Source organism: Herbiconiux liukaitaii (genome assembly GCF_041927495.1).
In the GTDB taxonomy this organism is placed as follows: Bacteria; Actinomycetota; Actinomycetes; order Actinomycetales; family Microbacteriaceae; genus Herbiconiux; species Herbiconiux liukaitaii.
Genome location: NZ_JBHFHG010000004.1, coordinates 791,998 through 804,096 on the forward strand (window position 1 = coordinate 791,998; position 12,099 = coordinate 804,096).

General features: G+C 67.8%; 12 protein-coding genes. 9 read left to right on the top strand and 3 right to left on the bottom strand.

What is annotated here, in order from left to right; genetic code table 11:
* Positions 1-64: 64 nt before the first annotated feature.
* The 4 genes from ACEXQC_RS11385 (at position 65) to rplL (ending at position 1,771) form a co-directional block, all read left to right on the top strand.
* Positions 65-229 carry a hypothetical protein gene (locus ACEXQC_RS11385; RefSeq protein ID WP_374821891.1) on the top strand — a complete coding sequence of 55 codons (165 nt, stop codon included), beginning with the start codon at positions 65-67 and terminating at the stop codon, positions 227-229.
* 44 nt (positions 230-273) lie between these two features.
* Positions 274-504 (top strand): hypothetical protein, encoded by a 231-nt coding sequence (locus tag ACEXQC_RS11390; RefSeq protein WP_374821894.1) that lies wholly within the window; start codon positions 274-276, stop codon positions 502-504.
* 316 nt (positions 505-820) lie between these two features.
* The gene (gene rplJ, locus ACEXQC_RS11395; protein WP_374821897.1) at positions 821-1,336 is read left to right on the top strand and encodes a 50S ribosomal protein L10; all 516 of its coding nucleotides are present in this window, start codon (positions 821-823) and stop codon (positions 1,334-1,336) included.
* 51 nt (positions 1,337-1,387) lie between these two features.
* Positions 1,388-1,771 carry a 50S ribosomal protein L7/L12 gene (gene rplL / locus ACEXQC_RS11400; RefSeq protein ID WP_374821900.1) on the top strand — a complete coding sequence of 128 codons (384 nt, stop codon included), beginning with the start codon at positions 1,388-1,390 and terminating at the stop codon, positions 1,769-1,771.
* A gap of 133 nt (positions 1,772-1,904) precedes the next feature.
* Here the strand turns inward: rplL and ACEXQC_RS11405 are convergent, their stop codons facing one another.
* Positions 1,905-2,930 carry a LacI family DNA-binding transcriptional regulator gene (locus ACEXQC_RS11405; RefSeq protein ID WP_374821904.1) on the bottom strand — a complete coding sequence of 342 codons (1,026 nt, stop codon included), beginning with the start codon at positions 2,928-2,930 and terminating at the stop codon, positions 1,905-1,907.
* Positions 2,931-3,181: 251 nt separating this feature from the next.
* On the opposite strand from ACEXQC_RS11405, the gene ACEXQC_RS11410 reads away from it, so the two are divergent.
* From ACEXQC_RS11410 to ACEXQC_RS11430, 5 genes are all read left to right on the top strand, one after another.
* The gene (locus ACEXQC_RS11410; RefSeq protein ID WP_374821907.1) at positions 3,182-4,498 is read left to right on the top strand and encodes an ABC transporter substrate-binding protein; all 1,317 of its coding nucleotides are present in this window, start codon (positions 3,182-3,184) and stop codon (positions 4,496-4,498) included.
* A 143-nt stretch (positions 4,499-4,641) separates the two neighbouring features.
* Complete coding sequence (locus ACEXQC_RS11415) at positions 4,642-5,772, top strand: carbohydrate ABC transporter permease (RefSeq protein ID WP_374821910.1); 1,131 nt, start codon at positions 4,642-4,644, stop codon at positions 5,770-5,772.
* Complete coding sequence (locus tag ACEXQC_RS11420; protein WP_374821913.1) at positions 5,769-6,752, top strand: carbohydrate ABC transporter permease; 984 nt, start codon at positions 5,769-5,771, stop codon at positions 6,750-6,752. Before ACEXQC_RS11415 ends, ACEXQC_RS11420 begins: the two co-directional genes overlap by 4 nt.
* Positions 6,753-6,840: 88 nt before the next feature.
* Positions 6,841-8,727 carry an ABC transporter ATP-binding protein gene (locus ACEXQC_RS11425; RefSeq protein WP_374822067.1) on the top strand — a complete coding sequence of 629 codons (1,887 nt, stop codon included), beginning with the start codon at positions 6,841-6,843 and terminating at the stop codon, positions 8,725-8,727.
* Between the two features lie 34 nt (positions 8,728-8,761).
* Positions 8,762-9,724, top strand: coding sequence for a hypothetical protein (locus ACEXQC_RS11430; RefSeq protein WP_374821915.1), 963 nt, complete (start codon positions 8,762-8,764; stop codon positions 9,722-9,724).
* Between the two features lie 43 nt (positions 9,725-9,767).
* Here the strand turns inward: ACEXQC_RS11430 and araA are convergent, their stop codons facing one another.
* Positions 9,768-11,291 (bottom strand): L-arabinose isomerase, encoded by a 1,524-nt coding sequence (gene araA, locus ACEXQC_RS11435; RefSeq protein WP_374821918.1) that lies wholly within the window; start codon positions 11,289-11,291, stop codon positions 9,768-9,770.
* Positions 11,288-12,085: an L-ribulose-5-phosphate 4-epimerase gene (locus ACEXQC_RS11440; protein ID WP_374821921.1), complete on the bottom strand. Its 798-nt coding sequence runs from the start codon at positions 12,083-12,085 to the stop codon at positions 11,288-11,290. The genes araA and ACEXQC_RS11440 overlap by 4 nt, the downstream gene beginning before the upstream one ends.
* Positions 12,086-12,099 lie beyond the last annotated feature (14 nt).

Here is a 12,099-nt window from a genome sequence, read left to right on the forward strand (position 1 = left end):
CGGGCCCACGGCCATGTTCGGCCGAGGGAGAACAACCCGAACACCGAAAGGGTGAGATCTCACCATGAACATTCTGCTCATCATCGTCGCCGTCATCGCGATCGTCCTTCTCTTCACCGGCGGCTTCGTCTCGTCGCTGAACTTCCTGCTCTGGGTCGGCCTCATCCTGCTGGTCCTCGCCGTGATCGTCTTCCTCGTGCGGATGATCTCGGGCAACAAGCGCGTCTGACCTGGCGCACGGGGCTCCCAGCCCCGCCGGGTTAGGCTTCGGTCATGACCGATGCGACCCCGAACGAGCAGAGCGAGCCCATCATGGCCGGCAGTGACGAAGCGTCGCTGACGCAGAAGGCCGAGGGCATCCTCGCCCAGGTCAAGGCCGATGCGCCTGGCGCCTCCGGTGCTGACCTGGCGGCTCTGCTCCGCCAGCGCTTCGCCGAGGTCGAGCTCGATGTCAGTGACACCGAGATCGCCCGGCTCGCAGCGTGGGAGGCCGGCGAGAGCTGAGCCCCCGTCGAGGGACCGACCTCCGAGAGGCCGACGAGATCCGTTCTCGTCGGCCTTTCGTCGTCTCCGGGTGCATTTGCATCTCCGGCGGCCGTCGTCTACTCTGAACGAGGCCAAAGACCGCCGGTTATCGGTGTGCTCGTGCAGACGAGACAGATCGATCGAAGATTCGCGTGAGCGAAGACCAGCGCAGGTGTACGAAGCAACGTTCCGCACGCGAGTGCGATCCCAAGCTCCGGCCTCCTGCGCCGGAGCTTTTTTTCATGCGTCTCCACGGTGGTCGTCCCGGCCGACACTATCGATTACTAGGAGCGCCATGGCGAACAAGGAAGCCTCGGTAGCCGAGCTCACGGAACTCTTCCAGAGCTCGACCGCCGTACTGCTGACCGAGTATCGCGGACTCACGGTCGCCCAGCTCAAGCAGCTGCGTGGCAACATCCGTGAGCACGCGTCATACGCCGTGGTAAAGAACACGCTGACCAAGATCGCGGCGAACAACGCCGGCATCTCGTCGTTCGACGACGAGCTCGTCGGGCCGTCCGCGATCGCCTTCGTCCACGGTGACCCCGTGGCCGTCGCCAAGTCGCTGCGTGACTTTGCCAAGGCAAACCCTCTGCTGGTCGTGAAGGGCGGTTACTTCGACGGTAACCCTCTGACCGCCGCCGAGGTCACCAAGCTCGCCGACCTCGAATCCCGTGAAGTCCTCCTGGCGAAGCTCGCCGGTGCCTTCAAGGCTTCGCTGTTCGGTGCCGCATATCTCTTCAACGCCCCGCTGTCGAAGGCCGTTCGCACGGTCGATGCGCTGCGTGAGAAGCAGGAGTCCGCTTCCTAGGCTCACGCCCAGGATCGCGGTTGAACTAACTACCCAATCAAGGAGAACAACATGGCAAAGCTTTCCACCGAGGAACTGCTCGAGGCTTTCAAGGAGCTCACGCTCATCGAGCTGAGCGAGTTCGTCAAGGCATTCGAGGAGACCTTCGAGGTCACCGCTGCTGCTCCCGTCGCCGTCGCCGGTGCCGCGGGCCCCGCCGCCGCTGTTGAGGAGGTCGAGGAGCAGACCGCTTTCGACGTCATCCTCGAAGCTGCCGGCGAGAAGAAGATCCAGGTCATCAAGGAGGTGCGCGCCCTCACCAGCCTCGGCCTCGGTGAGGCGAAGGCGGTCGTCGATGGCGCCCCCAAGGCCGTCCTCGAGGGCGTCACCAAGGAGGCCGCCGAGAAGGCCAAGGCTCAGCTCGAAGAGGTCGGCGCTACCGTCACCCTCAAGTAGTCTCTGCTACTTCTTCAGAAGCCCCGGGCCACGGCCCGGGGCTTCTGCCGTTAAGCGGGTGGTGGTGCCCCGGGTTGCGGCCCGGGGCTTCTGCCGTTAAGCGGGTGGTGTGGTCGACGGGTAGTGCGGGCGCTCAGGAGGCGCGCGGGCGGGGCGGGGCCGTCGAGGAGCGCATCACGAGCCGGGTGGGCACGAAGGTGTGGTTGGCCGGTGGCTTCCAGCCCGGCTGCTCGAGCTGGCGGATGACCCAGTCGACCGCCTGCTCGCCCTGCAGATCGGGCCGCTGCTCCACGGTGCTGAGGCCGAACATCTCCGAGAGCGGATGGTTGTCGATGCCGATGACCGACAGATCGTCCGGCACCGAGATTCCGAGCTCGCGCGCGGCGAGGATGATGCCGATCGCCACCTCGTCGGCCGCGGCGAAGACGGCGGTGGGGCGGCGCCGCGGATCACCGAGCAGCTGCTTGCCCGCGCGATAGCCACCCGGGATGTCGAAGCGCGTGGAGATGAACGACTCGGTGTCGTGCGCGACCCCCGCGTCGGTGAGCGCCTCGAAGAAGCCCGTGAGTCGCTTCGAATGCACGTGGAAGTCCATCAGCTCGTCGACGTCGCCGCCCACATGGACGATGTCGCGGTGGCCGAGGAGCAGGAGGTGCTCGGTGGCGAGCCGCGCGGCCGCGATATCGTCGATGCTGAGGGTCGGCACGACGCCTAGAGGACCGCCGATACCGACGATCGGCTTGCCGAGCCCCACGAGCCGCTCGGTCTCCTCCGGCGTGATCTCGAGGGTCACCGCGATGACCGCGTCGACGCGCTTGCGCACGAGGAAGTACTCGAACACCTTCGAGCGCTCCTCCACCGTCTTGGAGACGTTGTAGAGCATGAGGTCGTAACCGCGATCGAGCAGCGCCCGCTCCACGCCCTCGACGATGCTCGCGAAGAACCACTGGTTGATGCGGGGCAGGATGACACCCACGTTGTTGCTGCGACCGGTGACGAGGCTCGAGGCGCTCGACGAGACGACGTAGCCGAGAGTCGACGCCGCCTCGGAGACCCGTGACCTCGTGGCGGCCGAGACATAGCCCCTGCCGCTCAGTGCGCGCGAGACGGTGGCCTTCGAGACCCCGGCGAGGTTCGCCACGTCTTCGATACCCGACACGGCGACCCCCTCGTCATCGTCTTCTGCAAACGCTTCCAGAATCCTAGCGCCTCCGCTGGAACACCCGCGAGCCCCGCCGTTCCGGGGATGTCCGGAGTCGCCCTCGTGAGAGCGCTCTCTGCAACCAAATCGTTACTTCTCTCCGACCGCTCACGGAAGGTTGTGGAATGCCGAAACTTATGGAAAGGTTTCCCTATCCACGCCCCCCAAGGCACCACAACGGGGGCGCACACACTCAATGAGGAGGAGAAATGCGGTCTATCCTGCACCGCCGTGTCACAGCCCCCATCGCCGTCGCGACCGGGCTCGGACTCGCACTCGTCGGTTGCTCGGGAGGCGCGGGCGGAGGAGCCGGCGCCTCTGCTGAAGCCGATGGCGTCGTCACCGTCTACGGAACCATCGCCGACACCGAGGCCGAGCTGCTCGAGCAGTCCTGGGCCGACTGGGAAGACGAGAACGGCATCGACATCCAGTACGAGTCGTCGAAGGAGTTCGAATCCCAGATCGGCATCCGGGCCCAGGGCGGCAACCCGCCCGACCTCGCGATCTTCCCGCAGCCCGGCCTCCTGGCCGACCTCGCGTCGCGCGACTTCATCAAGCCGGCCCCCGAGGGCGTCGAGTCCAACGTCGACGAGTACTGGTCAGAGGACTGGAAGGCCTACGGCACCGTCGATGACACGTTCTACGGCGCGCCCCTCATGGCCAGCGTCAAGGGCTTCGTCTGGTACTCGCCCAAGCAGTTCGCCGACAACGGCTGGGAGGTCCCTGCGACCTACCAGGAGATGCTCGACCTGACCGCGACCATGCAGACCACCCTCGGCACCCAGCCCTGGTGCGCCGGCTTCGGCTCGGGCGACGCCACCGGTTGGCCGGGAACGGACTGGGTCGAGGACCTCGTGCTCCGCCAGGCGGGCCCCGACGTCTACGACCAGTGGGTCACGAACGAGATCCCCTTCACCGACCCGCAGATCGCAGACGCGTTCACCGCTGTCGGCGAGATCCTGCTCGACCCGAACTACGTGAACGCCGGCTACGGCGACGTCAAGTCGATCAACAGCACCGAGTTCGGTGACGTCGCGACCGGCATGGCGCAGGGCACCTGCTCGCTCACGCACCAGGCATCCTTCTTCGACGGCTTCCTCACCGACGCCGGCGCCGAGGTCGGCCCCGACGCCGACATCTGGGCCTTCGTGACCCCCGCGGTCACCGAGGGTGAGACCGCCGTCACCGGTGGTGGCGAGATCGTCGGTGCCTTCACCGACGACGCCGACACCGTCAAGGTGCAGGAGTACCTCTCCAGCCCCGAGTGGGCCAACAGCCGCGTCTCCCTCGGTGGAGTCATCTCGGCCAACACGGGTCTCGACCCGGCCAACGCGCAGAGCCCCATCCTGCAGCAGGCCATCGAGATCCTGCAGGACCCTGACACCACGTTCCGGTTCGACGCCTCCGACCTGATGCCAGGTGCCGTCGGCGCCGGTACCTTCTGGAAGGGCATGGTCGACTGGATCAACGGCACCCCGCAGGATCAGGTGCTCACCTCGATCGAGGGCGGCTGGCCGACCGAGTAGGTCCACCACCCGCAACGAGGCCGCCCGGCGCACCCGGGCGGCCTCCTCGCACCCCGGGCCGCGACGCCCGTCGTGTACCGTGTCAGCACGGCGTACCCGCGCCGAGCCTGTCTTGAGTCCAGAGTCGCACTCGAAAGGTTGTCATGTCAGAGTTCCTGCTCTGGGTGGGGGGTCTCCCGCCGCTAGCCCAGATCCCCATCGTCGTCCTCGCCTTCGCGGCGGTCGTGGCGCTGATCCTGTTCTTCATCGAGATCGCCCCGCGATCCGGTCGCAAGTACACGATCATCCGTCTCGCCGTGTGCGTGATCGCCCCGTTCCTGGTCCTCGTGCTCGTGGGGTCGGTCTGGTGGGCGGCACTCATCGCCGCCGCGTTCGGCCTGCTGTTCTTCTGGATCGACAAGCGCTCCAAGCAAGGGGCGGGCTACCTCTTCCAGCTCTTCGGCTTCCTGGCCCCCGCGGTCATCCTGCTGCTCATCGGCCTCATCTACCCCACCGTCAAGACCGCCATCGATTCGCTGTTCTCCAGCCGTGGCAACTTCGTGGGGCTCGACAACTTCGCCTGGGTGCTCACCAACCCGCAGAACCTCCGGGTCATCCTCAACACCATCATCTGGGTGCTCGTGGTGCCGACCCTCTCCACCATCTTCGGTCTCGCCTACGCGGTGTTCATCGACAAGAGCCGCGGCGAGAAGTTCTTCAAGATCATCGTCTTCATGCCTATGGCGATCTCGTTCGTGGGCGCCTCGATCATCTGGCGCTTCGTCTACACCTACCGCCCCGAGGACCAGAACCAGATCGGTCTGCTCAACCAGCTCGTGGTGTGGTTCGGAGGGGAGCCGCAGCAGTGGCTCTCCGGCTCGCCCTGGAACACCTTCTTCCTCATCATCGTGCTCATCTGGATCCAGACCGGTTTCGCCATGGTCATCCTCTCGGCCGCCATCAAGGGTGTGCCCGCCGAGCAGCTCGAGGCCGCCGAGCTCGACGGCACGAACGCCTGGCAGCGGTTCACCAACGTGACGGTGCCGGGCATCCGCTCGTCGCTCGTGGTGGTGGTCACCACCATCTCGATCGCCTCGCTCAAGGTCTTCGACATCGTGCGCACCATGACGGCGGGCGCGAACGAGACGAGCGTGCTCGCGAACGAGATGTACACGCAGTTCAAGAACTTCGAGTACGGCCGGTCGGCCGCATTCGCCGTGATCCTGTTCATCCTGGTGATGCCGATCGTCATCTACAACGCCAGACAGATCAAGAAGCAGAGGGAGATCCGATGAGCGCCGTGCAGCCGATCGACCTGCCGGTCGACAAGTCGACGGAGGATCAGCTCCGCCGAGGCGAGAAGTCCCTCGAGCGCGGTGAGACCACCGCGAAGCGCACCAAGCGACGGCTCACGAGCCGCGGTGCCACGATCGCCGCCCTCATCATCGCCGTGGTCTGGACCATCCCGACCTTCGGCCTGCTGATCTCGTCGTTCCGCGACCGCAACGACATCCAGACCACGGGCTGGTGGACGACCTTCTCCAACCCGAGCTTCACGCTCGACAACTACGCCGAGGTGCTGCAGTCGGGCAACTCGTCCGTCACGATCGCCTCGTCGTTCGTGAACTCGATCGCCATCACCATCCCCGCCACGCTCATCCCGCTGTGCATCGCGGCGCTCGCGGCGTACGCCTTCGCGTGGATCGACTTCAAGGGCAAGGACTGGCTCTTCATCGGCGTCTTCGCGCTGCAGATCGTGCCGATCCAGATGGCGCTCGTTCCGCTGCTCTCGCTCTTCTCGCGCGGTGTCGCGGTGGGCGACGACTGGATCTTCTCGGGGATCCCGTCGAACGGCACCTTCTCGCAGGTGTGGATCGCGCACACGATCTTCGCGCTGCCGCTCGCGATCTTCCTGCTGCACAACTTCGTGTCGGAGATCCCGCGCGAGGTCATCGAGGCCGCTCGGGTCGACGGCGCAGGCCACGGGCAGATCTTCTTCCGCATCATCCTGCCGCTCACGATGCCGGCGCTCGCGTCGTTCGCCATCTTCCAGTTCCTCTGGGTGTGGAACGACCTGTTGGTGGCCCTCATCTTCGCCGATGGGGCGGTGGCGCCGATCACCAAGCTGCTGGCGGAGATCACCGGATCGCGCGGCCAGGACTGGTACCTGCTCACGGCGGGCGCGTTCGTGGCCATCGTGGTGCCGCTGATCGTGTTCTTCGCGCTGCAGCGGTTCTTCGTGCGGGGTCTGCTGGCGGGCTCCACGAAGGGCTGACGCGCCCTGTTCCGCACCACCGATTCCGCCGTGGGAGTAACCCGACGGCGGGGTCGGTGGTGCGGCGTATGGTGAGCGCATGAGTGGAATGGGCGGCGGCCGGATGAGCGCAGCGGCGGCCTCCGGTGGGGGTGGCCACCCCGGCGGCCGCAGCCGCGTGTCGTCGAGCGACGCCGACAGGCAGAAGGCGGTCAACGCCGACGCCCCCAAGATCCCGCACCTGCTGCGCCGCATCAGCGGGCTGTTCGTGCCGTACAAGCCCGCGCTCGTGCTCACGGCCGTGCTCGTGCTCTTCGGGGCCGCGCTCACCGTGATCCCGCCTCTTCTCACCCAGCAGGCCTTCGACCTCGGTCTGTTCCCCGCGGGCGGGTCGCCGAACATCCCCGTGCTGCTCGAGCTCGTGGGCCTCATGGTGCTCATCTGGATCGTGTCGGCGGCGCTGGGTGTGTGGCAGACCTACCTCACCGCCACGGTGGGCAATCGGGTGATGGGCGATCTGCGCATCCGCCTCTTCTCGCACCTGCAGCGCATGGAGCTCGCGTTCTTCACGCGCACCAAGACGGGTGTCATCCAGTCGCGGCTGCAGAACGACGTGGGCGGTGTGGCCAACGTGCTCACCAACACGGTGTCGAGCGTGCTCGGCAACACGGTCACTGTGATCGCGGCGCTCGTGGCGATGCTGCTGCTGAGCTGGCAGCTCACGATCGTGGCCGTCATCCTCATGCCCCTGCTGGTATCGGTGCAGCGCAGGGTGGGCCAGGTGCGCGCGCGCATCGCAGGCCAGACCCAGGAGTCGCTCTCGGACATGACGGCCATCACGCAGGAGACCCTGAGCGTCTCGGGCATCCTGCTGGCCAAGAGCTTCAACAGGCAGTCCACCGAGGTGGCGCGCTACTCGGCCGAGAACGACAACCAGATCGGCCTGCAGGTGCGCCAGCAGATGAGCGGGCAGTGGTTCTTCGCCATCGTGCAGATCGTGCTCTCGATCGTGCCCGCCGTGGTCTACCTCGCGGCCGGCTACCTCATCGCGGGCGGCGTCGACGTGACGGCGGGCACCATCGTGGCGTTCACGACCGTGCAGGCGCGGCTCATGTGGCCGCTGCTCGGCCTCATGCGCGTGGGGCTCGACCTGCAGACCTCGGGGGCGCTCTTCGCTCGCATCTTCGAGTACCTCGACCTCAAGCCCGCCATCACCGACCGGGCGGATGCGGTGGCGCTGCCGGCATCCGCGGCGGCCGGCCGGGTGTCGTTCGACGACGTGGGGTTCGTGTATCCGGACGGCGAGGCATCCAACCCCACGCTCGACGGTGTCTCGTTCACGATCGAGCCCGGGCAGTTCGCGGCGTTCGTGGGGCCCTCGGGTGCCGGCAAGACCACGGTGTCGTACCTCGTGCCGCGGCTCTACGAGGCCACCTCGGGGCGTGTGCTCGTGGACGGGCGCGACGTGCGCTCGGTCACGCAGGAGTCGCTCATCGCACGCCTCGGCATCGTGAGCCAGGAGACCTACCTCTTCCACGCCACGATCGAGGAGAACCTGCGCTACGCCAAGCCCGACGCCACCGGGGCGGAGCTGGCCGACGCGGCTCGGCGGGCCAACATCCACGAGCGCATCATGAGCTTTCCCGACGGCTACCGCACGGTGGTGGGGGAGCGCGGCTACCGGCTCTCGGGCGGCGAGAAGCAGCGCATCGCGATCGCGCGCGTGCTGCTCAAGGATCCGGCCGTGCTCATACTCGACGAGGCCACGAGCGCCCTCGACTCCATCTCGGAGCGCGTGGTGCAGGATGCTCTCGACGAAGCGGCGTCGGGTCGCACCACGATCGCGATCGCGCACCGGCTCTCCACGGTGGTGGATGCCGACGTGATCTTCGTGGTCGATCAGGGGCGCATCGTGGAGTCGGGCACGCATCCCGAACTGCTCGCGCTCGGGGGCGCCTACTCGCGCCTCTACGCTCAGCAGCTCAGCCCGGCGTGAAGCGGTTTCGGCGTATCTCCCTAGACTGAGGGGGATGCCGAACGTTGGGGGAACCGTGGGCCGTCGTCGTCTTTCCGTGCTCGTACCTGTGCTCGCCGGGGCGCTGCTCCTCGGCGGGTGCACCGCAAGCGGGCCCTCCGCCGAGGAGCAGGCCGGCGCCGCGCTCGAGGGGTTCTTCGAGGCGGTGGAGGGTGGCGACTTCGCCACGGCTCTCGCGGCCTCCACGGATCCGGACGCCGAGTTCGCGTGCGCGGCGTTCATGGAGGACGGCCAGCCGAGCCCGCGCATCAGCCCGATCGAGGTGGGCTCGGTGCAGGTCGCGGACGACGGCGCCACCGCCTCGGCCGAGGTCACGTACACCCACGATGCCGAGGTGACCGAGACGGTCGAGCTCGAGCGCTCCGGCGAGGAGTGGAAGGTCGTGCTGCCCGACTCCTACCGCGTAGCCGTCGAGTTCGCCGAGCCGGTCGTCGCCGAGGTCGAGATCGAGGAGTGCGCGTTCCCGATGGAGGGCACGAGCACCGAGGTGCGGGTGTGGCCGGGGATGCTCCAGGTGGCCTGGACCGACCCGACGGGCGTGGTGCAGGGCGCCGACCAGGTGAGGGTGCTCGTGCCCTCCGTCGACGCGGCGATCGTGCCCACGGCGGAGTTCGCGGGGATCGACGACTCCGTCGTGGAGCGGCTCGGGCTCGAGGCGTCGGCTGATCTGGCGCAGGTGGTGAGCGACTGCGTGGGCGCCGGATTCCAGGGTGTTGCCTGCCCGGTGAGCCTGCGGCAGGATGCTGCGGCGTCGCCGTTCGCGTTCGAGGACTTCAGCCCCGACTACCGCGACTTCGCGCGGGTGTGGACCGACGACGGCAGCGTCTGGAACTTCGAGACGGTGCCCGGCGAGCTCTACGGTGTACGCGACGGTGCGCCGGCGACGCTGCCGTTCACCCTCACCGGCACCCTCGACCGCGCAGACGACGGCACGCTCGAGGTGAACGTCAACCCCTGAGCGTGCCGCCGGGTGCGGGTGCCCCTGCTGCGGTCCCGAGCGGCTAGAGGCCCTGGGCCAGTCGGTAGTACGCCTGGTTCCAGCGCACCTCGTTGGCGAAGCCCTTGAGGGTCGTGCTCTCGTCGATGGTGAGGAGCTCGGTCTTGGCGATCGCCGCGAAGTCCACGAAGACCTCCACGCCCACCGCGGTCGACATGACCGTGTGGTGCGCGGCGCCGGCGGTGAGCCAGGCAGCGGCGGAGGTGGCGAAGTCGGGAGCGGGGCGCCACACGGCACGGCCCACGGGCAGGTTCGGCAGCGGGGCTCGCGGCTCGACGACCTCGACCACGTTGGCGACGAGACGGAAGCGGTCGCGCATGTCGCTGAGGGCCACCACGACGGCGGGGCCGGGGTCGGCGGTGAAGACCAGGCGCACCGGGTCGTCCTTGCCGCCGATGCCGAGCGGGTGGATCTCGAGCGTGGGCTTCGCGCTCGTGAGCGACGGGCTCACTTCGAGCATGTGCGCGCCGAGGATGGTCTCGGCCCCCTCGACGAGGTCGTAGGTGTAGTCCTCCATGAGGCTCGCACCACCGGGGAGGCCCGCGCCCATGACGTTGGCGGCGCGCACGAGGATGGCGGTCTTCCAGTCGCCCTCCGCGCCGAAGCCGTAGCCCTCGGCCATGAGGCGCTGCACGGCGAGACCGGGGAGCTGCTTGAGCGCGCCGAGGTCTTCGAAGCTCGTGGTGAACGCGCCGAAGCCGCCCTCCTCGAGGAAGGAACGAAGGCCGAGCTCGATGGCGGCGCCGTCGCGCAGGGACTGGTGGCGCTCGGCTCCCTTGCGCAGCTCGGGGGCCACGTCGTAGAGCTCCTCGTACTCGGCCACGAGGGCGTCGACGGCCGCGGTGTCCGCCTCGGCGACCGCCACGGCATCCGCCAGCTCGTTGACACCCCAGGTGTTGACCTGCACACCGAAGCGGATCTCGGCCTCGGTCTTGTCGCCCTCGGTCACCGCCACGTAGCGCATGTTGTCGCCGAAGCGGGCGAGCTTGAGGGTCTTGACGGCCTGCCAGCCGGCGGCCGCACGCGACCAGTCGGCGATCTTCTTCTGCACGAGCGGGTTGGTGGCGTGACCGACCACGGTCTTGCGGGCCACCCCGAGGCGGGTCTGGATGTAGCCGAACTCGCGGTCGCCGTGGGCGGCCTGGTTGAGGTTCATGAAGTCGAAGTCGATGTCGGCGTAGGGCAGCTCGACGTTGGCCTGCGTGTGCAGGTGCAGCAACGGCTTGGCGAGCGCCTCGAGACCGGCGATCCACATCTTGGCGGGGCTGAAGGTGTGCATCCAGGCGATGACGCCGATGACCCTGTCGTCGGCGTTGACGTCGAGGGCGGCGCGGCGGATGGACTCGCTGTCCTTGAGGACGGGCTTCCAGACGATCTTCACGGGGATGGCCTCGGCACCGTCGAGGCTCGCGACGATCTGCTGCGACTGCTCGGCCACTTGGCGGAGCGTCTCCTCGCCGTAGAGGTTCTGGCTGCCGGTGAAGAACCAGATCTCGTAGGGGGACAGGTCGGTGGTGAGCTTGGTCAATTCAGGGATCCTGTCGGGTCTTGTCCGTAGACGTTCTGGTATCGGTTGAAGAGGGAGTCGATGGCGCTCTGCTCGATCGGCTGGGGCTCGCCGAGCTGGCGGGTGAAGAAGACCGTGCGGGCCACATCCTCCACCATGACGGCGGCCTTGACGGCGTCGCGCGCATCCTTGCCGATGGTGAAGGGGCCGTGGTTCTTCATGAGCACGGCGCGCGAGCGGTGGCCCGAGAGCGTGTCGACGATGCCGCGGCCGATGGAGTCGTCGCCGATGATGGCGAAGGGGCCGAGGGGCACCTCGCCGCCGAACTCGTCGGCCATGGCGGTGGTGACGCAGGGGATGGCCTCGCCGCGGGCGGCCCAGGCGACGGCGTAGGGGGAGTGCGTGTGCACGACCCCACCGACCTCGGGCATGTTGCGGTAGACGTAGGCGTGGGCGGCGGTGTCGCTCGACGGCGAGCGGTCGGAGCCCTCGGTGCCCGGGACGACGGTGCCGTCGAGGTCGCAGAGGATCATGTTCTCGGGGGCGAGGTCGTCGTAGTCGACGCCCGAGGGCTTGATGACGAAGAGGTCGGCGCCTGGCACGCGGCCGGAGATGTTGCCGCCCGTCCAGACGACGAGGCCGTAGCGCACGAGCTGGGCGTGGAGGTCGCTCACCTGCTGGCGCACGCGGGCGATCTCGGCCGTGAGTGCGGCGGTGGGGGCGAAGGGGGCGGTGGTGTCGCCCGTGGCAGGGAGGGGGGCGGCCGGCGCGGCTGCGGTGGCCTGCTCGGGGCCTGGGGAGGTGGGATCAGTCATGGGGTTCCTTGTGG